Raw genomic sequence first — 20,014 nt, 5'->3', positions numbered from 1 at the left:
CTACACCACGAAGCCGGCCACGGTCTTGTTCAAGTCGCCGGCGCGCTGGTTCAAGCCTTCGGTCTGGCGGGCGATGCTGTCGCAGGCGGCGGCCGACTTCTCGGCCTCCTCGGCAATGTACTGCACGGCGGTGCTCACTTCGCGCGCCGTCAGCAGCTGCTCGTTGGTGGCGGTGGAAATGTCCGAGATGGCGACCGTGGTCTTGGCCACGCCGTCGACGATCTTGTCGAACGCGTCGCTGGCCTGGCGCGAGATCTCGCTGCCGGCCGAGACCCGCTTGACCGACTCGTTGATCAGCTTGGAGATTTCCTTGGTGGCCTGCGACGAGCGCTCGGCCAGCTTGCGCACCTCGTCGGCGACCACCGAGAAGCCCAGTCCGTGTTCGCCGGCGCGGGCCGCCTCGATGGCGGCGTTGAAAGCCAGCATATTGGTCTGGTTGGCGATCTCGCTGATGACCTTGACGATTTCGCCGATGTCCTCCGACGAGCGGTTGATCAGGTCCATTGCCTCGATCGACTTGGCCACGGCCTTGGCGCCGGCCTGGGCTTCCTGCTGGGTGGCCTTGGCCAGCGTATCGGCGTCGTTGGTGTTCTGGGCGATGGTGTTGATGGAGTTGGTCAGGCCGTCAATGGAGGCGTTCATTTCCTCCACCGTGGCGCCCAGCGCCTGCGTGCCCACGGCCACGCCATTCGAGCGTTCGGCGATGGTGGTCGATGCTTCCGCGAAGCCATTGGCCGACGCCACCACGTCGCTGATGACCTTGCGCAGGTCGGTGATCATCTTGCTGATGCCTTCGGCCAGGTGATCCAGCGGTTCGTCGCCATCGATGGCGATCTTGCTGGTCAGGTCGCCCGAGGCGGCCCGGTCCACGGATTCCAGCAGGCGCTTGATTTTTCTGCCATCCGACTCGGCCTTGGCGGCCACCGAGTTTTCCAGGTTGACCTGGTCGGTGATATCGCTGGCGAACTTCACCACCTTGTACGGCTTGCCGTTCAGGTCCAGCACCGGATTATAAGTGGCCTGGATCCATATGGTTCTTCCATTATTGCCAATTCGTTTATAACGGCCGCTATCGAATTCGCCACGATTCAGTTTTTGCCAGAAGCGCTTATATTCCGAGCTATTGCCATATTCCGGCTCGCAGAACATGCGATGGTGTTCGCCTTTTATATCCTCGATGGTGTAACCCATGGTGTTAAGGAAATTATCGTTGGCATTCAATACATGGCCGCTCATGTCGAATTCAATCACCGCCTGGGCCTTGGAGATGGCCGCCAGCTTGCTTTCGTACTCGGCGGCTTTGATTTTGCTGTCGGTGATGACGGTGGCGAACTTGATGACCTTGTAGGCCTTGCCGTCAGGGCCGATGATCGGGTTGTAGGAGGCGTTGATCCACACTTCGCGGCCGCCTTTGGCCAGCCGCTTGTAGTCGCCCCGGTCGTACTCGCCGTTCCTCAACCGGGCCCAGAATTGCTGATACTCCGGGGAGCTTACGTATTCGGGGTCGCAGAAGATCGAGTGGTGCCTGCCCTGGACTTCCGCCAGCGTGTAGTCGACGGTCTTCAGGAAGTTTTCGTTGGCATGCAGGATGGTGCCGTCGAGATCGAACTCGATCAACGCCTGTACCCGGTTCAGCGCGGTGTTAATTGCCTGAATATCCAGATCCTGCGATTTGATTGCCTCGCTGTCTGCATCCATTTTGGACTCCGTTATATTTTGTGAGAGTTAATTTGCGGGAAATATTGATCGCGGCACGACAGGGCATTCCACGGCATTCGGATTTATTATTTATCCGAACTCTGACAAAGCACAAGGCCGGTATTTATTATTTCAACGCGTCTGTACTGAATTTGCTACGAGGAATTAATGCTGGCGTGTATATGCGTGAGAATCTCGCTTATTTAAAAAGCGGTTTCTCCGCATTCAAAAGCGCAGGTGAAAGAGGCAAGTTTGCGTGGCTGCCCACCGGGCCATCCTGTACCATGCTGTCAGGACAACAAAAAAAATAATACGACCGTTCTTTTATGGGGTATAGTAAGTGGGCTGAGGTTCCCACTAAAACATAAGGAAGAGACATGACTGCTGAATATCAAGTCCACGGCACGGTTGCCGTCATCACGCTGAATAATCCGCCGGTCAACGGCCTGGGCCTGGCCACCCGCACGGCGGCGGTCAAGGGCATCCAGCAGGCGCTGGCGGACGACACCGTCAAGGCCATCGTGATCACCGGCGCCGGCAAGGCCTTCTCCGGCGGCGCCGACATCAAGGAATTCAATTCGCCCAAGGCGCTGGCCGAGCCCAGCCTGCACACCTTGATCGCCACCGCCGAAAGCTCGACCAAGCCGGTGGTTGCCGCCATCCACACCGTCTGCATGGGCGGCGGCCTGGAGCTCTCGCTCGGTTGCCACTACCGTGTGGCGATGCCGGGCGCGCAGATCGCGCTGCCGGAAGTGAAGCTGGGCCTGCTGCCGGGCGCTGGTGGCACGCAGCGCCTGCCGCGCGTGCTGGGCCTGGAAATGGCGCTGAACATGATCGTCTCCGGCACGCCGGTCGCGTCCGACAAGCTGGCCAACACCGCGCTGTTCGATGCCGTGTTCACCGCCGACGCCGACCTGGTCAGCTCGGCCGTGGCCCTCGCCGAAACCATCGCCGACGTGCGTCCGCTGCCGAAAGTGCGCGACCGCAAGGTCGATTACCCGAACCACGAAGCCTTCCTGCAATTCTCGCGCAACACGGTCAAGGCCATGTCCGGCCCGTTCCCGGCGCCGCTGGAGTGCGTGGAAACCGTGGCCGCCTCGGTCACGATGAAGTTCGAGGACGGCATGAAGTTCGAACGCGAACGCTTCCTGCACCTGATCCAGACCACCGAATCGAAAGCGCTGCGCCACGCCTTCTTCGCCGAGCGCGTCGCCAGCAAGGTGCCGGACGTGCCGGCCGACACGCCGGTGCGCGCCATCAAACAGGCCGCCGTGATCGGCGCCGGCACCATGGGCGGCGGCATCGCCATGAACTTCCTGAACGCCGGCATCCCGGTCGTCATGCTCGAGACCAAACAGGAAGCGCTGGACAAGGGCCTGGCCACGATCCGCAAGAACTACGAAAACACCATGAAGAAGGGCAAGCTGACGCAGGAGAAGTTCGACCAGCGCATGGCCCTGGTCAGCGGCACGCTGGCGTATGAGGATATCGGCCAGGCCGACATCGTGGTCGAAGCCGTGTTCGAGGACATGGGCGTGAAGGAAACCGTGTTCCGCAAGCTGGACGAGGTGATGAAGCCGGGCGCCATCCTGGCCTCCAACACGTCGACGCTGGACCTGAACCAGATCGCCAGCTTCACCAAGCGTCCGCAGGACGTGATCGGCACCCACTTCTTCAGTCCCGCCAATGTGATGAAGCTGCTGGAGATCGTGCGCGGCGCGCAGACCGGCAAGGACGTGTTGGCCACCGCGCTGGCGCTGTCGAAAAAGCTCAAGAAGACCGGCGTGGTATCCGGCGTTTGCGACGGCTTTATCGGCAACCGCATGATCGAGCAATACAGCCGCCAGGCCGGCTTCCTGCTGGAGGAAGGCGCGCTGCCTGAGCAGGTTGACAAGGCGGTGGAGAAGTTCGGCTTCGCCATGGGCCCGTTCCGCATGGGCGACCTGGCCGGCAACGACATCGGCTGGGCCATCCGCAAGCGCCGCTATGTGGAGAAGCCGGAGATCAGCTACTCCAAGACCGCCGACCTGCTGTGCGAGATGGGCCGCTACGGCCAGAAAACCGGCGCCGGCTGGTACGACTACAAGGCCGGCGACCGCAAGGCCTATCCGAATGAGCAGGTCAATGCGATGATCGTGCAGCACTCGGCCGACATCGGCGTCGCGCGCCGCAAGATCAGCGACCAGGAAATCGTCGAACGGCTGGTGTACTCGATGGTCAACGAAGCGGCCCATATCCTGGAAGAGGGCATCGCCTTGCGCGCCTCGGACATCGACATGGTCTACCTGACCGGCTACGGCTTCCCGCTGTTCCGCGGCGGCCCGATGTTCTATGCCGATACGGTGGGCTTGCCGAACGTGCTGGCGGCGATCAACAAGTACGCCAAGGGCCACCAGGGCAGCGCCTGGAAACCCGCGCCGCTGCTGGTCAAGCTGGCGGAAGAGGGCAAGGGCTTCAATAGCTGATCTTATTTGACCAGGCCAGTGCCCTGCGGGATGTGATAGGCGTCGTAGTAATAGCGCTTGTAGATCGCCGTCAGGGCGCCGGCCTTGTGCATATCGTGCATGGCGGTTTCCAGCGCCGCCAGGCGCTCCGGCGAGACGGATGCGCGCGATACCGCTATCGAACGTGGCTGGCCGTCCGAGGGCATGCGGAAGGCCGCTTTCTCCAGCTGCCCGTCCATGTGTAGCGCCGACACCAGCGCATCGCCCTGGTCCTCGGGGATCAGCACCGCATCGATGCGGCCCAGCACCAGCTTGCGGAAGTTGGCCTCCATGTCCTTGGCTGGATCCCTCTGCACCGACCAATCGCGGTCGAAGCGCCGCAGATACTCCGCGCCCCATTTGGTTCCGATGCGTAGCGGCGCGATGTCCGCATAGTCGTTGATGGTGACGTTGCCGTCCTTGCGCACGTAGAACACGCGGTCCGCACTGCGTTCGCGGTATGGCGTCTGCAGAAAGTACAGGAAGGTGTCGCGGCGCGGCGTCTCGCGCAGGCCGATCATGATGTCTGCCGTGCCTTGCTCCAGCATGAACTGGCAACGCTTGAGCGGGCAGGATTTGATCTGCAGGGTCAGGCCGGCGCGCCGGGCCAGCTCGCGCGCGATTTCGGTATAGGCGCCGCCATAGACGCCATCCTCCTCGGTAATCCAGGGCAGCATCTTGTTGACCGCCAGGATCAGCGTATGCTCTCCGCTTTCCGGCTCCGCGTGCGCGAGCGCCGGCACCGACGCCGCCAGCGCCGTTATCGCAAAGAGCAGGCGGCGCAGGATTTTACTTACCTAATACCGGCTTGACCTTGGCCGCCGCTTCCTTGGCGCGGGCGCGGGCGGTTTCAACGTCGTCGGCGGTGGCCAGCGCCACGCCCATGCGGCGGCGTGCGAACGACTCCGGCTTGCCGAACAGGCGGATGTCGGTGCCCGGCACGCGCAGCGCCTCGGCCACGCCTTCGAAGGCGATGCCGGCCGCTTCATGCTGGCCGTAGATGACGGCCGATGCCCCCGGCGCTTTCAGCGCGACGTTGACCGGCAGGCCGAGGATGGCCTTGGCGTGCAGTTCGAATTCGCTTTGCACCTGGGTCGCCATGGTCACCATGCCGGTGTCGTGCGGGCGCGGGCTCACTTCCGAGAACCAGACCATGTCGTCCTTGACGAACAGCTCCACGCCGAACAGGCCGAGGCCACCCAGGTCGCCGGTGACCTTCCCGGCGATGTCGCGGGCACGCGCCAGCGCCAGTGGATTCATGCGGCAAGGCTGCCAGGATTCGACGTAGTCGCCTTGTACCTGCACGTGGCCGATCGGATCGCAGAACTGGGTTTCGACCTGGCCGTCGGCGCCGATGGAGCGTACCGTCAGCAGGGTGATTTCGTAGTCGAAGTCGATGAAGCCTTCGACGATCACGCGGCCCGCATCCACGCGGCTGCCGGCGGCGGCGTAGTCCCATGCGGCCTTGACTTCGGCCGCGCTGTCGATCTTGGACTGGCCTTTGCCCGACGACGACATGACTGGCTTGATCACGCATGGGAAGCCAATGGCGGCGGTGGCGGCTTCAAGTTCTGCCAGGCTGCTGGCGAAGCGGTACGGCGACGTCGCCAGGCCCAGGGTTTCGGCGGCCAGGCAGCGGATGCCTTCGCGGTTCATGGTCAGCTGGGCCGCGCGCGCGGTCGGGATGCAGGTGATCTTGCCGGCTTTTTCCAGCGCGGCCAGCGTGTCGGTGGCGATGGCTTCGATTTCCGGCACGATCAGGTCAGGCTTCTCCTGTTCGATCAGCGCGGCCAGCGCGGCGCCGTCGGCCATGTTGATGACGTGGGCGCGATGCGCGACCTGGTGGCCTGGCGCGTTCGGATATCGGTCCACGGCAATCACTTCCACGCCCAGGCGCTGCAGGGCGATGATGACTTCCTTGCCTAGTTCACCGGAGCCGAGCAGCATGACTTTGGTAGCGGTGGGAGACAGTGGAGTGCCGAAAATGCGTGGAGTGTTCATGTGGAAGTCCGGGAGTGAGGGATAACGGTTGACAGTGCGCCGCCGTAGCGCCGCGCGGGCCGACTATAGCAAAATCCGGCTGTTTTGGACAGCGGCGGGTGACCAGCTGCCCGTGAGCCGGCGCTCCCGGCACCGGTTCAGGGGCATGCGGCACTTTTAGAACGAGTAGACCAGCGTCACCGAGGTTTGGGTGTCGGTGTTCTTTTTATCTTCCGGCACGTTGGTGTCGTTGCGGACGCTGAACGCGGCCTTCATCTGCATGGTGCTGTTGATTTTGGTGCGCAGCGCCGTCTCGGCCAGCGAGTGAATGTTCGAGGTGCCGCGTTCGACGCTCAGGTTCTGGCTGAACAGGGCGGTGTCGCTCAGTTTCCATTTCAGGTTGGCCGCGCCGCGTACGGTCATGCCGCTTTCCATTTCACCGGTCGAGCGGATGCCGTTGAAATAGCCCGGGCCAATTTCAACGTCCATGCTGTGGTCCGGCGTTTTGTAGGTCTCGGTGCCGTAACCGACACCCACCGTGGAGTAGCGGGTGTACGCGCCGAATTTGTCGTTGACGTGGGTGGCCAGCGCGAACAATTTGTCATGGTCCTGCAGCAGCTTGTACGCAGCTTTGGCGGAGAACGAATAGCGCTGGGCGGAACGCTCGCGCACCTTTTCGCCATCGGCCTTGGAGACCTGTTCGTCCTTGAAGTATCCGGCCAGGACATACTCGTTGCTCCAGTCGGGCAGCTCCTGCTTGGCATCCAGCTTGCCGGTGACCGAGGTACCGACCGTGTTACCTGACGTGGAGATGGCGCCCAACTCCGCGGAGTTGTTCCAGTCGTGGCCGAGGATGGATTCAGCGGCGGCGTAGCCGTGGACCAGGGAGAGGGTGAGGGCGGGAATAAGTAGGATCGCTTTCATGCCGAATATTGTACCTTAGCCCGAAAATCAGCGCATCCAACCGGATCGCGGGTGCGAATCAGCTGGTGAGCCAGTAGTCCGGACGGGCGTAAATATCCTTTAGCATGTCGATGAAGAAGCGCACCTTGGCCGGCAAGTGCCGCTGCTGCGGATAGACCGCGACGATGTCGTACTGCGGCAGCGCGTAATCGTCCAGTACCGTGATCAGCTCACCGGATGCCAGCTGCGACTGGATCTCCCACGATGAGCGCCACGCCAGCCCCAGGCCCTCGGTGGCCCAGCGGTGCAGCAGTTCGCCGTCGTTGCAGTTCAGGTTACCGTCCGCCCGTACCGTCACCTGCTTGCCGTGATCCTGGAAATACCAGCCGCGCTGCTGCCCGCCCTGCAGGTTGAACGCCAGGCAGTTGTGCTGCGCCAGGTCGTCCAGCGTGCGTGGAATGCCGTGGCGGTCGAAGTACTCCGGCGTGCCGCACACCACGCGCCGGTTGCTCGCCAGCTTGACGGCGACGAAGCTCGGATCGATCACGCCGCCGATGCGGATGCCGACGTCGTAACCGTCCCGCACCAGGTCCACCACGCGGTCGGTCAGGTTGAAGGAGATCTGCACGTCGGGATGCGCGCGCACAAAGCCCGCCGCATGGGGCGCCACGTGCTTGCGGCCGAAGGCGGCCGGCGCCGAGACGATCAGGTGGCCCGTGGCGCGGTGCCTCCCTTCGGACACCATGCGGTCCGCATGGCCCAGATCCGCGAGCAATTTGCGGCAATGGTCCAGGTACAGCGTGCCTTGTTCGGTGAGCGTCAGGTGGCGCGTGGTGCGGTGCATCAGCTTCACGCCCAGGCGCTTCTCCAACGCGTCGATACGCCGGCCCAGCATCACGGGCGTGATGTGCTGGCCCATCGCCGCCCGTACCAGGCTGCCCTTTTCGGCCACGTCGACGAAGGCCTCGATTTGCGTCAATTTGTCCATGGCTCGATTATTCCACACATATTCGATATTTTGAGTATCGAATAAAGCGAGAGTTTGTCTTCTTATCAAGGCCCGCCTTTCCCGCTACGATGATCCCATCAAGTTCAGTACTTAACCATCAGGGGACAAGCATGGCACGGATGACAGCAGCGCAGGCGGCAGCAATCGTTTTGGAAAAAGAGGGCGTGAATCAGGTGTTCGGAGTTCCGGGCGCCGCGATCAACCCGTTTTATGCGGCATTGAAGAAGCAGGGGAGCGCAAAGCACATCCTGGCGCGCCACGTCGAGGGCGCATCGCACATGGCCGAGGGCTACACCCGCGCCAAGGCCGGCAATATCGGCGTGTGCATCGGCACCTCCGGCCCGGCCGGCACCGACATGATCACCGGCCTGTATTCGGCGCAGGCGGATTCCATACCAATCCTCTGCATTACCGGCCAGGCTCCGCGCGCCCGTTTGTACAAGGAGGACTTCCAGGCGGTCGATATCGAGTCGATCGCCAAGCCGGTCACCAAATGGGCCGTCACCGTGCGCGAGCCGGCGCTGGTGCCGATGGTGTTCCAGCAGGCCTTCCACATCATGCGTTCCGGCCGTCCCGGCCCGGTGCTGGTGGACCTGCCGTTCGACGTGCAGATGGCCGAAATCGAATTCGACCCGGACACCTACCAGCCGCTGGAAGCCTACAAGCCTAAAGCCACCCGTGCCCAGATCGAAAAAGCGTTGACGATGTTGAACGACGCCGAATGCCCGCTGATCACCGCCGGCGGTGGCGTTATCAACGCCGATGCGTCCGACCTGCTGGTGCAGTTCGCGGAACTGACCGGCGTGCCGGTGATCCCGACCCTGATGGCGTGGGGCGCGATCCCGGACGACCACAAACTGATGGTCGGCATGGTCGGTTTGCAGACCAGCCACCGCTACGGCAATGCGACGCTGCTGGCGTCCGACTTCGTGTTCGGCATCGGCAACCGCTGGGCCAACCGCCATACGGGCACCATCGAGGTGTACACCAGGGACCGCAAATTCGTCCACATCGACATCGAGCCCACCCAGATCGGCCGCGTGTTCGGCCCGGACTTCGGCATCGTCTCCGATGCCGGCGCCGCGCTCAAGTTGATGATCGAAGTGGCAACCGAATGGAAGGCCGCCGGCAAGCTCAAAGACCGTTCGGCGTGGGTGGCGCAGTGCAATGAGCGCAAGCGCAGCATGCAGCGCAAGACCCACTTCGAACAGGTGCCGGTCAAGCCGCAGCGCGTGTATGAGGAAATGAACAAGGCCTTCGGCCGCGACACCTGCTACGTCAGCACCATCGGCCTGTCGCAGATCGCCGCCGCGCAGTTCCTGCACGTATATAACGCCCGCCACTGGATCAACTGCGGCCAGGCCGGCCCGCTGGGTTGGACCATCTCTGCCGCACTGGGTGTGGCCGCGGCCGACCCGCAGCGCAAAGTGGTGGCCATTTCGGGCGACTACGACTTCCAGTTCATGATCGAAGAACTGGCCGTGGGCGCGCAATTCAAGCTGCCGTACCTGCATGTGGTGGTGAACAACTCCTACCTCGGCCTGATTCGCCAGTCGCAGCGTGGCTTCGACATGGACTTCTGCGTGCAGCTGTCGTTCGAGAACATCAACGCGCCGGAACTGAACGGCTACGGCGTCGACCACATCGCCGTGGTGGAGGGCCTGGGATGCAAGGCGATCCGCGTGACCAATGCGGACGAGCTGCCGGCCGCCTTCGAGCAGGCTAACAAATGGATGGAAGAGTTCAAGGTGCCGGTGGTGGTGGAAGTGATCCTTGAGCGCGTGACCAACATCGCCATGGGTACCGACATCGACAAGATCAACGAATTCGAAGAGCTGGCGCTGCGCGGATCCGATGCGCCGACCGCGATCTCCCTGCTGGACTGAGAGGAAAACCACATGACCAAACTTGCAGCCAACCTCACCATGCTGTTCACCGAGCTCCCGTTTGTCGACCGCTTCGAAGCGGCGGCCCGCGCGGGCTTCCAGGCAGTGGAGTTCCTGTTCCCCTATGCGTACAGCGCCCGCGACCTGTCCGAGCGCCTCAAGGCCAACAAGCTGGAACTGGTGCTTCACAACCTGCCGGCGGGCCACTGGGAATCCGGTGAGCGCGGCATCGCGTGCCATCCGGACCGCGTGGCCGAGTTCCGTGATGGCGTCTGGACGGCCATTGCCTACGCCAAGGAGCTGGGCGTGAAGCAGGTGAACTGCCTGGTCGGCATCCTGCCCCAGGGCGTGACGCGGCAGGACGCGCAGGTCACGCTGGTGGATAACCTGCGCTTCGCCGCCGAGGCGTTGAAGGATGAGGGCATCCGCCTGTTGATTGAACCGATCAACAGCTACGACATTCCCGGCTTCTTCCTGACCAATACGGCGCAGGCGGCATCGCTGATCGCGGTCACAGGATCGGACAACCTGTTCATCCAGTACGACATCTATCACATGCAGCGCATGGAAGGTGAGCTGACCAACACCATCAAGAAGCACCTGCCGCTGATCGGCCATGTGCAGCTGGCGGATAACCCCGGCCGCAACGAGCCGGGGACCGGCGAAATCAATTACCGCTACCTGTTCGAGCAGCTGGACGCCGCCGGCTACCAAGGCTGGATCGGTTGCGAATACAAGCCGCGCACCACGACGGAAGCGGGCCTGGGCTGGCGCGCGGCGCATGGCGTTTAAATCACATACTTTTTAAGGAAAATATCATGTCTCGAGTTGGATTTATTGGTCTGGGTATCATGGGCGCACCGATGGCGCAGCACTTGCTGAACGGCGGCCACAAACTGTACCTGCACGACATCAAGAACCCGCCATTCCCGCTGATCGAAGCCGGCGCCACGGTCTGCACCTCGGCCGCCGAAGTGGCGGCACGCGCCGACATCATCATCATCATGGTGCCGGATACCCCGCACGTCGAAGCGGCGCTGTTTGGCGAGGAGGGCGTGGCCAAGGGCCTGCGTCCGAACACCATCGTGGTCGATATGAGCTCGATCTCGCCCATCGAAACCAAGAAATTCGCCAGGAAGATCAATGCGTTGGGCTGCGAATACCTGGATGCGCCGGTCTCCGGCGGCGAAGTCGGCGCCAAGGCTGGCTCGCTGACGATCATGGTCGGCGGCTCGGAGGCTGCGTTCGACATCGTCAAGCCGCTGTTTGAACTGATGGGCAAGAACGTCACGCTGGTCGGCGGCAACGGCGACGGCCAGACCACCAAGGTCGCCAACCAGATCATCGTCGCGCTGAACATCCAGGCCGTGGCCGAGGCGCTGCTGTTCGCGTCCAAGGCCGGCGCCGACCCGGCCAAGGTGCGCTCCGCGCTGATGGGCGGCTTCGCCAACTCGCGCATCCTGGAAGTGCACGGCGAACGCATGGTCAAGCGCACCTTCAATCCGGGCTTCCGCATCGAGCTGCATCAGAAGGACTTGAACCTGGCGCTGCAAGGCGCCAAGGCGATGGGCGTGTCGCTGCCGAATACCGCGATGGCGCAGGAGCTGATGAATGCATGCGCGGCTAATGGCCTGGGTGGCATGGACCACTCGGCGCTGTGCCGTGCGATTGAGCTGATGTCCAACCACCAGATCGCCGAGGCGTAATGAGTACCCTGAATCCACGCCAATTCCTGCTCGATCTTTACGGCAGCGCGGTGGACGCTGTCAGTGCGGAGAAGTGCCTGCCGGCCTACCTGCCGGAACCGCCGAAGAACGGCTGCACCCTGGTGATCGGCGCGGGCAAGGGCGCCGCCGCGATGGCGCGCGCGGTCGAGCGTCACTGGAAGGGTGATATTTCCGGGCTGGTCGTCACGCGCTACGGGCATGGCGTGGACTGCGAACGCATCGAGGTGATCGAGGCCGCCCATCCGGTGCCCGACGAGGCGGGCCGCGCCGCCGCAGGCCGCATGATGGAGATGGTCCAGGGCCTGAGCGAGAACGACCTGGTGCTCTGCCTGATCTCCGGCGGTGGTTCCTCGCTGCTGGCATTGCCGGCGCCCGGTATCACGCTGGAGCAAAAGCAGGCACTGAACAAGGCCTTGTTGAAGAGCGGTGCCGCCATCTCCGAGATGAACTGCGTACGCAAGCACCTGTCGGCTATCAAGGGCGGCAGGCTGGCGCTGGCTTGTGCGCCGGCGCGCGTGGTGACCTTGCTGATCTCGGACGTGCCAGGCGACGATCCCGGCATAATCGCGAGCGGCCCAACGCTGCCCGACCCGACCACCTGCGCCGATGCGCTGGCGGTGCTGTGCAAGTACGACATTTCCATCCCGGACAGCATCCGCGAACATCTCGAATCCGGTGCGGGCGAGACGCCGAAGCCCGGCGATCCGCGCTTCGCACGCAACAGCCACCACGTCATCGCCATCGCGCAGGACGCGCTGGAGGCGGCGGCTGCGCATGCCCATGCGGTGGGCATCACGCCTTACATCCTGTCCGACGGCATCGAGGGTGAATCGCGCGATGTCGCCATCGTCCACGCGGCGATGGCGCGGCAGGTTGCGACGCGCGGCCAGCCGTTCCAACGGCCTTGCGTCATCATTTCCGGCGGCGAGACCACGGTGACGGTGCGCGGTTCGGGGCGCGGCGGTCGGAATGCGGAATTCCTGCTCAGCCTTGCGGTGGCGCTGGACGGCCATCCCGGCATCCACGCCGTGGCCTGCGACACCGACGGCATCGACGGCTCGGAGGACAACGCCGGCGCGCTGTACGGCCCGGATTCGCTGGAGCGTGGCCTGACGCAGAAGCTGCGGGCCAAGACGCTCTTGGAAAACAACGACGGCTACGGCTATTTCAGCGCGTTGAACGATCTAGTGGTCAGCGGTCCGACCCGCACCAACGTCAACGACTTCCGCGCCGTATTAATCCTGTAAAAGAGGAACACCCAATGCGACGTCAACGTCAGGCCAAAATCGTGGCCACGCTCGGCCCGGCCAGCAGCAGCAAGGAAGCCATACAGGCATTGTTCGAAGCGGGCGCCGATGTATTCCGCTTTAACTTCAGTCACGGCACGCATCAGGACCACCAGGCGCGCTGCAACATCGTGCGCGAGATCGAGCGCGGCGCCGGCCGGCCGATCGCCATCCTGGCCGATTTGCAGGGGCCCAAGCTGCGTGTCGGCCAGTTCGCCGAAGGCAAGGTGACGCTGGTGGCGGGGCAGGAGTTCGCGCTGGACCGCGACACGTCGCCCGGCAATGCGCAGCGCGTATGCCTGCCGCACCCTGAGCTGTTCGAAGTGATCGACGCCGGCCAGTCCTTGCTGCTGGACGACGGCAAGTTGCGGCTCGCGGTGGTCGCCAACGAAGGCCGTGTGATCCGTACTCGCGTGGTCAACGGCGGCGTGCTGTCGGACCGCAAGGGCGTCAACGTGCCGGACGTGGTGCTGCCCATTCCGGCGCTGACGGAAAAGGATCTGCGTGACCTGGACTTTGCGCTGGAGATGGGCGCGGACTGGATCGCGCTGTCGTTTGTGCAGCGGCCGGAGGATCTGGTGCAAGCCCGCGCCATCGTCGGCACGCGCGCGGCGCTGCTGGCAAAGCTGGAGAAGCCGGCGGCGCTGGATGCGTTGGACGCCATCATCGCGGTATCGGATGCCATCATGGTGGCGCGCGGCGACCTGGGTGTGGAGGTGCCGCCGGAGCGGGTTCCGGGCGTGCAGAAGCGCATCCTGCGCGCTTGCCGCCTGCAAGGCAAGCCTATCGTCATCGCCACGCAGATGCTGGAGTCGATGATCTCGGCGCCGGTGCCGACTCGGGCGGAAGCCTCCGACGTGGCCAGCGCGATCTACGACGGCGCCGACGCGGTGATGCTGTCGGCGGAATCGGCCAGCGGTGCGTATCCGACCGAGGCGGTGTCCATCATGGACCGCATCATCTGCGAAGTGGAGAAGGACCCTTTGTACCGCCAGATGATCGATGCCCAGAACCAGGCGCCGATGCCGAACAGCGGCGACGCGATCTGCTCGGCGTTGCGGGATGTGACGCAGATCGTCGGTGCGGTGGCGACGGTGACGTATACCAGCTCCGGCCACACCAGCTTGCGCGCGGCGCGCGAGCGGCCGATGGCGCCGATCCTCAGCATCACGCCGAACCTGTCGACGGCGCGCCGCCTGGCGCTGGCCTGGGGTGTGCATTCGACCGTGAGCGCGGACGTGCGTAATGTGGACCGCATGGTGGCCGCGGCGTGCCAGGCGGCGTTACGGGAAGGCTTCGGCCAGCCGGGCGACCAGATCGCGATCACTGCGGGTGTACCGTTCGGGCAGCCGGGGAGCACCAACCTGCTGCGCATCGCCCAGATCTGGCCGAGCGACGAGCCGGCGGCGGCGTGATTCTGTCGTCGGCGTCCCGCGTTGCGGTGCCGCTGGTGCTGCAACGCCAGTTGACGGCGGTGGGACAGATCTACTTCCAGGATTCGCCGGTCTTTGGCGCGGTGCTGCTGCTTTGTCTGTTCCTGAGCGGCCCGCCGCTGGCACTCGGATGCGTGTTGGGCGTCGCCTGCGCGTCGCTTGTGGCATGGGCGTTCAAGCTCCCGGAGGATCGCCGGCATAACGGTTTATACGGTTTTAATGGCGCGCTTGCTGGCGCGGGCCTGTGCGCCGTCTACCAGCTGGACGGCCCGTTGCTGCTCATGGTCGCCGGCGCTGGTGCGTTGACGGCGGTGTTGACCCACGCCGCCGAACGCACCCGCATTCCGCCGCTGACGCTTCCGTTTGTGCTGACGATGTGGCTGGCCGGTGCGGCTGCCCAAAGTGTCGGTCTGCAGGAATCGATGCCGGCGCCGGGCGGTTGTGGTACGACATTCGTCAGCTATCTTTTCTGCTCGGTGGGGCAGGTGGCCTTCATCGGCGGTGCGCCACTCGGCATGCTGCTATGGGCCGCGCTGGCGCGACGCCATTGGCATCAGGCGATGTGGGGATTATCAGGCGCGCTGTTTTCCTGGCTGGCGATTACGTTGGCGAATCAGTTGTGGCCAGGCGCCGGCATCGAATCCCAGTCGACCGGAGCGGGCACCAACAGCACACTGGCGATGCTGGCCCTCGGCGCCCGCGGATTCCGCTGGCCTTCGCGTCTTTCCGTCGCTGGCGTCAGCATTACGCTATCTATCGGCTTCGGCGCCGCTGGCATCCATTACTTCACGCTGCCGTTCATCCTGACAATCTGGATAGTGCTCTTGGCTACTCGTCTTAGAGATCATGCGGCGTCAGGCCGGTATGCTTGGCTATTCGGCTGAGAATGCGGGCCCCCAGCTCTTCACTGTCGTGGAACGCAAAGACAAAGTCTGGCCAGCCGGCGCGCATGAGAACTCTGTGAGACCCGGACTGTCGTTTAAGTGTCCAGCCCACCTTTAATAACAACGCGGAAAAAAACAGCTTTGCCTTGGTAGCGGGCCACTGGCTCATGCCATTGCTGGAACCGATATCTTAATATTAAGCGGCTTGATCTCTTCATGCTCAAGCCGCTCTGCAATTACGCGCAAGGCAAGAGCTTGAACCTTGGATATGGCTCGGGCTGCGCTTTCTGCATAGGCCATCACGCCGGGCAGTTGAGGAATCTCCGCCAGCCAGCGGCCGTCGGATTCCTGTTCGCATTCAATAGTGAGGTTCATATTGTCCTCCATCGGAACGCCTAGTCTAGCATGAGAAAAACGACCGGCGTTGTGATCGATCTAACCGCCGTTGACGTAGTCGTCCAAGCCTTCGGCGAGGGCGGCGAAGGTGGTGGCGCAGGCGGGGTTGCTGCGCAGGTTTTCGTGCATCGCCAGCCAGGTGTCCAGCGGTATTGTCAGCAGATCGGGCAGTACGCGCACCAACCGCGCGTCGCGCTTCGCCAGGCCTACTTGGCAGATACCTATCCCCAGTCCGGCGCGGATCGAGGCCAGGTGAACCAGGTCGCTGTCGCTGCGCAGCGCGTAGGAGCCGTTTTGCAGCTTACCCAGCAGATGCTGCAGGCTACGGGTGAAGGCCGTCTCGCGGTCGATGCCGATGAGGGCGTGACCGGCCATGTCGTCCCAAGTCTGCGGCGTTCCCCTGCGCTTCAGGTAATCCCGCCGGGCGTGGAAGCCCAGATCGATATTGCCGATGCGGCGCGCCACCAGCACATCCTGCTCCGGCCGCGTCATGCGGACGGCGATGTCGGCGTCGCGCCGCAGCAGGTTTTCGATGCGGTTGGAGGTCGCCAGCTCGATGGTGATGCCTGGATGCGTGCGCGTGAGCCGCGCCAGGATCGGCGGCAGCACCTCCACGCTGACGGTTTCACTGGCCGTGACCCTGACCGTTCCCTTGATCTCTCCGTGTCCCAGGCCCGAAGCCGCGCGTAGCAGCGCCGAGGAGGTGGCCGCCAGCGTCTCGGCATATGACTGCAGCGCGTATGCGGCATCGGTTGGAATGAAGCCCGATTGTGAGCGCGTGAACAGCGAAAGCGAGAGCGATTGCTCCAACGCGTCGATATGGCGGCCGACCGTCGGCTGGGTCAGGCCTAGCGCGCGGGCGGCGCCCGATAGCGATCCTTCCGTCAGCACGGAGAGGAAGGAGCGGTACAGGTCCCAGTTTGGTTCGTTCATGGTCATACGAAATTGTATAGCGGCTATGCGCCTTTCGGTAATTTTCTTTTAGTCCGGTTTGCGCGACACTGACCCCATCAACTCACCAAACGGAGATAAACATGAAAAAGACTGCACTGGTACTGGGAGCAACGGGGGGAATCGGCAGCGAAGTGGCGCGGCTTCTGATGGCTCGCGGATGGAGTGTCAAGGCGCTGCACCGCGCCCCCGAACGTGCCGCCAAATCCAACGACAGCATCCAATGGCTGGCTGGCGACGCGATGAACCGCGACGAAGTGGTCAACGCCGCACACGGCGTCCAACTGATCGTTCATGCCGTGAACCCACCCGGCTACCGCAATTGGGGCGCGCTGGTGCTACCGATGATAGACAACAGCATCGCCGCAGCCCGCGCCAGCGGCGCACGCATCCTGCTGCCCGGTACCGTGTACAACTACGGCCCCGATGCGTTCCCTGTCATTGACGAGGAATCGCCACAAATGCCAGTTACCCGCAAAGGCGCTATCCGCGTCGAGATGGAGGCGCGCTTGCAGGCCGCGGCCGCCGACGGTGTCCGGACGTTGATCGTGCGCGCCGGCGACTTTTTCGGCCCCAAGGTCGGCAACAGCTGGTTCGCACAAGGGCTGGTCAAGCCGGGCAAACCGGTGACAGGCATCAGCTATCCCGGTAGCGCAGGCATTGGCCACCAGTGGGCCTACCTGCCGGATGTCGCCGAAACGATGGTGCAGCTGGTCGAGAAGGAGGATCAACTGGGGACCTTCGCCCGGTTCCAGATGGAAGGCCATTGGGATGCCGACGGCACTCAGATGGTGGCGGCGATCGCCCGAGCCGCGCGCAAGCCGGAGCTCAAGGCAAGCGCTTTCCCATGGTGGCTGCTGGCGCTGGCGTCGCCGTTCGTCACGGTATTCCGCGAACTGCGCGAGATGCGCTACCTGTGGCAGCAGCCGGTCCAGATGTCGAACAAGCGTCTGGTGCAGATGCTCGGCGCTGAACCGCGCACGCCGCTCGATGTCGCCGTGCAGCGCACCTTGTCGGGCTTGGGCAGTATTTAAGCCAGCTTGTACGTGGCCAGGATGCGGTGTGTGGTTCCGTCGGCGTCCATGGCCGCCTTCGCGCGCAAGAACTCCTGGACCGTGGCCTCGTCGAAGTCCAGCGAGCCGGCCAGCCATGCGGTGGTGGTGCGGACCGGCGCGCTGACCTGGAAGGCCCGCTGGGCGGAGCGGCTCTTCAGCGAACTCTGGATGATATTCCGCTCGCCGAAGGCCGCATCGGCCATGCCCTCCAGCAGATAGCGGTGGATCTCTTCGATCGAATTCCCTTCGACGATGTTCCGGTACCCCAGTTCCTGAAGTATCGCCGTCTGCGCGGCCCCTCGCAGCAGCGCGATCCGGCGGGCCTTCATGTCGTCCAGGTGCTGGAGGTCGAACGTTCCGCCGCGCCGCGCCAGGAACATGTAGTGCTCTTCGTACAAGGGCGCCAGCCAGCGGAAGCGGGATTCGCGTTCCGGCAGGCGCGTGACGGGAAAAATCGCCGTCGCCGGCATCGACGTCGCGAGGAACAGCGCACGTTTCCAGGGCACGAACTCGAGCTTGAGTTCCATCTGCGTGCGCTTGCACAACTCACTGAGCAGCTCACGCAGGGCGCCGGGACGCGTGTTGTCGTTTTCGAACACCAGCGGTGGCAGGTGCGTGGTGACGACATGCAGCCGCCTGGCTGGCCCGGTCTGCGCCAGTCCGGCGCCGCAACTGAGCGCCAGGGCCATGCCTAGTAGAGATCTTCGTTTCATCATTCGGTGAGCAAATCAGCGCCGACTGCGCTTCACGTATCGTAACCGAATTTGGAGCGCGGCCGGCGCGGGATTGCTTAGTCGCTGCGTTGGTGGACGGCTTTGCCAGCGGCGTAGGTCGCGGAGATCGCGCGGTCGTCGCCCAGCATGGCGATGGCGAACAACAGTTCTTCGACCGAATCCGTGCGCTCCGTGCGGCGGGCCAGCAACGGCGTGGCCTTTGGATCAAGGACGATGAAGTCCGCCTCCGCGCCCGATACGAAGTTGCCGATTGTGCCTTCCAGCTGCATGGCGCGGGCGCCGCCCAGCGTGGCCAGGTAGAACATGCGCATCGCCTGCAGGTAGGTGCCGCCCATGCGCGCGACTTTGTAGGCTTCGTTCATCGTCTGCAGCATCGAGAACGAGGTGCCGCCGCCAACGTCGGTGGCCAGCGAGAGCGGCACTCGCCTGGCGTCGGCACGTTCGAAGTCGAACAGGCCGCTGCCCAGGAACAGGTTGGAAGTAGGGCAGATGGAGATGGCCGATTGTGTCTCGCCCATCCGGGCGCGGTCGGTGTCGTCCAGCCAGATGCAGTGCGCGTACATCGAGCGTGGACGCATCATGCCGAAATGGTCGTAGACGTCCATGTAGCTGCGCGCGCGCGGGAACAGCGATTTAACCCACGCCACTTCGTCGGTGTTCTCGGCCACGTGGGTTTGCAGGAAGGTGTCCGGGTAGGCCTTGGCCAGCGCGCCGGCCAGTTCCAGCTGGGCTTCGGTGGAGGTGGGTGCGAAGCGCGGAGTGATCGCGTACAGCTGACGGCCGCGCTTGTGCCACTTCTTGATCAGCGCTTCGCTCTCGCGCGCGCCGCTTTCGGCGGTGTCTTGCAGGAAGTCCGGGCAGTTACGGTCCATCAGCACTTTGCCGGCGACCATGCGCAGGTTGCGCTTTTCGCTCTCGGTGAAGAACGCGTCCACCGATTGCGGATGCACGGTGCAGTAGACCATGGCCGTGGTGGTGCCGCAGCGCGTCAGTTCGTCGAGGAAGAAGCTGGCGACGTTGGCCGCGTGTTCGGGATCGGCGAATTTCCGCTCGGTGGGGAAGGTGTACTTTTCCAGCCATGGCAGCAGGCCGGGTGCCGGCGAGGCGATCATGTCGGTTTGCGGATAGTGGACGTGCGTGTCGATAAAGCCCGGCATGATGATCTTGCCGCGGTAGTCGTGCAGTGGCGTCCCTTGCGGCAGAAAGGCGATCAGCTGGCTGAAATCGCCGGCCAGGTGGACCTTGTCGTCGTTGACGATCAACAGGCCGTCCTCGTGCCATGAGCAGGCGTTGGTGGCGAAGGCTGGGTCGTCGCTGAAGTGCAGGAGGCTGGCGCGGTAAGCCTGGAAAGTGCCGCTCGGAGTGATGATGCTTGCCATGATATTGATTCCTTGTTCCGTGGTGCGGACGCCAGTTGACGCGCGCGGCGATGCGGCGCGACTGACATGGTCGTCGGCGATGAAGGCGGGCGCTTGGCGCCACACCGGTCTATGCGTTTGGGGTTACTGCTAGCGCGGTGGCTAGATTAGTGAGGTGCGCGCTCTAGATGACGATAGCGCGCTCCCGCCCCGGCGCTGCCGGAGAGTGAG

Annotated in this window: 18 protein-coding genes; 8 read left to right on the top strand and 10 right to left on the bottom strand. The window is 63.5% G+C overall.

The annotated features are described in order from the left end of the window. Positions 1-1,698 carry a methyl-accepting chemotaxis protein gene (locus GTP90_RS06320; protein WP_161082695.1) on the bottom strand — a complete coding sequence of 566 codons (1,698 nt, stop codon included), beginning with the start codon at positions 1,696-1,698 and terminating at the stop codon, positions 1-3. Between the two features lie 377 nt (positions 1,699-2,075). Here GTP90_RS06320 and GTP90_RS06315 point away from each other — a divergent pair, with 377 nt between their 5' ends. Continuing rightward, positions 2,076-4,163 (top strand): 3-hydroxyacyl-CoA dehydrogenase NAD-binding domain-containing protein, encoded by a 2,088-nt coding sequence (locus GTP90_RS06315; protein WP_161082694.1) that lies wholly within the window; start codon positions 2,076-2,078, stop codon positions 4,161-4,163. Between the two features lie 2 nt (positions 4,164-4,165). On the opposite strand, the gene GTP90_RS06310 is transcribed toward GTP90_RS06315, so the two are convergent. The 4 genes from GTP90_RS06310 to GTP90_RS06295 form a co-directional block, all read right to left on the bottom strand. Beyond that, complete coding sequence (locus tag GTP90_RS06310) at positions 4,166-4,924, bottom strand: substrate-binding periplasmic protein (protein ID WP_161082693.1); 759 nt, start codon at positions 4,922-4,924, stop codon at positions 4,166-4,168. 46 nt (positions 4,925-4,970) lie between these two features. Then, positions 4,971-6,182 (bottom strand): formate-dependent phosphoribosylglycinamide formyltransferase, encoded by a 1,212-nt coding sequence (gene purT, locus GTP90_RS06305; RefSeq protein ID WP_161082692.1) that lies wholly within the window; start codon positions 6,180-6,182, stop codon positions 4,971-4,973. Between the two features lie 156 nt (positions 6,183-6,338). Next, the gene (locus tag GTP90_RS06300; protein ID WP_161082691.1) at positions 6,339-7,085 is read right to left on the bottom strand and encodes a DUF481 domain-containing protein; all 747 of its coding nucleotides are present in this window, start codon (positions 7,083-7,085) and stop codon (positions 6,339-6,341) included. 58 nt (positions 7,086-7,143) lie between these two features. Further along, positions 7,144-8,052: a LysR family transcriptional regulator gene (locus GTP90_RS06295; RefSeq protein WP_161082690.1), complete on the bottom strand. Its 909-nt coding sequence runs from the start codon at positions 8,050-8,052 to the stop codon at positions 7,144-7,146. Between the two features lie 131 nt (positions 8,053-8,183). Here GTP90_RS06295 and gcl point away from each other — a divergent pair, with 131 nt between their 5' ends. Genes gcl through GTP90_RS06265 form a run of 6 tightly spaced genes read left to right on the top strand, consistent with a single transcriptional unit; the run spans position 8,184 to position 15,289 of the window. Beyond that, the gene (gene gcl / locus GTP90_RS06290; protein WP_161082689.1) at positions 8,184-9,959 is read left to right on the top strand and encodes a glyoxylate carboligase; all 1,776 of its coding nucleotides are present in this window, start codon (positions 8,184-8,186) and stop codon (positions 9,957-9,959) included. Positions 9,960-9,971: 12 nt separating this feature from the next. Next, entirely contained in the window at positions 9,972-10,751 is a 780-nt protein-coding gene (hyi, locus tag GTP90_RS06285; protein ID WP_161082688.1) for a hydroxypyruvate isomerase, read from the top strand. 26 nt (positions 10,752-10,777) lie between these two features. After that, positions 10,778-11,665: a 2-hydroxy-3-oxopropionate reductase gene (gene glxR, locus GTP90_RS06280; protein ID WP_254451756.1), complete on the top strand. Its 888-nt coding sequence runs from the start codon at positions 10,778-10,780 to the stop codon at positions 11,663-11,665. Next, positions 11,665-12,933, top strand: coding sequence for a glycerate kinase type-2 family protein (locus GTP90_RS06275; protein WP_161082687.1), 1,269 nt, complete (start codon positions 11,665-11,667; stop codon positions 12,931-12,933). Before glxR ends, GTP90_RS06275 begins: the two co-directional genes overlap by 1 nt. 14 nt (positions 12,934-12,947) lie before the next feature. After that, positions 12,948-14,387 carry a pyruvate kinase gene (gene pyk / locus GTP90_RS06270; protein ID WP_161082686.1) on the top strand — a complete coding sequence of 480 codons (1,440 nt, stop codon included), beginning with the start codon at positions 12,948-12,950 and terminating at the stop codon, positions 14,385-14,387. Next, positions 14,384-15,289: an urea transporter gene (locus GTP90_RS06265; RefSeq protein WP_161082685.1), complete on the top strand. Its 906-nt coding sequence runs from the start codon at positions 14,384-14,386 to the stop codon at positions 15,287-15,289. Before pyk ends, GTP90_RS06265 begins: the two co-directional genes overlap by 4 nt. On the opposite strand, the gene GTP90_RS37385 is transcribed toward GTP90_RS06265, so the two are convergent. From GTP90_RS37385 to GTP90_RS06250, 3 genes are all read right to left on the bottom strand, one after another. Then, complete coding sequence (locus GTP90_RS37385; protein ID WP_308937297.1) at positions 15,243-15,356, bottom strand: hypothetical protein; 114 nt, start codon at positions 15,354-15,356, stop codon at positions 15,243-15,245. The genes GTP90_RS06265 and GTP90_RS37385 overlap by 47 nt on opposite strands. A 98-nt stretch (positions 15,357-15,454) precedes the next feature. After that, positions 15,455-15,664 (bottom strand): type II toxin-antitoxin system HicB family antitoxin, encoded by a 210-nt coding sequence (locus GTP90_RS06255; RefSeq protein ID WP_161082683.1) that lies wholly within the window; start codon positions 15,662-15,664, stop codon positions 15,455-15,457. A 60-nt stretch (positions 15,665-15,724) separates the two neighbouring features. Continuing rightward, positions 15,725-16,624 carry a LysR family transcriptional regulator gene (locus GTP90_RS06250; protein WP_161082682.1) on the bottom strand — a complete coding sequence of 300 codons (900 nt, stop codon included), beginning with the start codon at positions 16,622-16,624 and terminating at the stop codon, positions 15,725-15,727. A 95-nt stretch (positions 16,625-16,719) separates the two neighbouring features. Between GTP90_RS06250 and GTP90_RS06245 the strand changes: the two genes are divergently transcribed. Next, the gene (locus tag GTP90_RS06245; RefSeq protein WP_161082681.1) at positions 16,720-17,670 is read left to right on the top strand and encodes an SDR family NAD(P)-dependent oxidoreductase; all 951 of its coding nucleotides are present in this window, start codon (positions 16,720-16,722) and stop codon (positions 17,668-17,670) included. On the opposite strand, the gene GTP90_RS06240 is transcribed toward GTP90_RS06245, so the two are convergent. Then, positions 17,667-18,407 (bottom strand): substrate-binding periplasmic protein, encoded by a 741-nt coding sequence (locus GTP90_RS06240; protein WP_254451755.1) that lies wholly within the window; start codon positions 18,405-18,407, stop codon positions 17,667-17,669. The genes GTP90_RS06245 and GTP90_RS06240 overlap by 4 nt on opposite strands. A gap of 74 nt (positions 18,408-18,481) precedes the next feature. Continuing rightward, complete coding sequence (gene guaD / locus GTP90_RS06235; protein WP_161082680.1) at positions 18,482-19,804, bottom strand: guanine deaminase; 1,323 nt, start codon at positions 19,802-19,804, stop codon at positions 18,482-18,484. Positions 19,805-20,014 lie beyond the last annotated feature (210 nt).

Source organism: Duganella vulcania, assembly GCF_009857655.1.
GTDB lineage: Bacteria > Pseudomonadota > Gammaproteobacteria > Burkholderiales > Burkholderiaceae_D > Rugamonas > Rugamonas vulcania.
The sequence above is the reverse complement of the archived record's forward strand: the minus strand, read 5'-3'. Positions and strand labels throughout refer to the sequence as shown.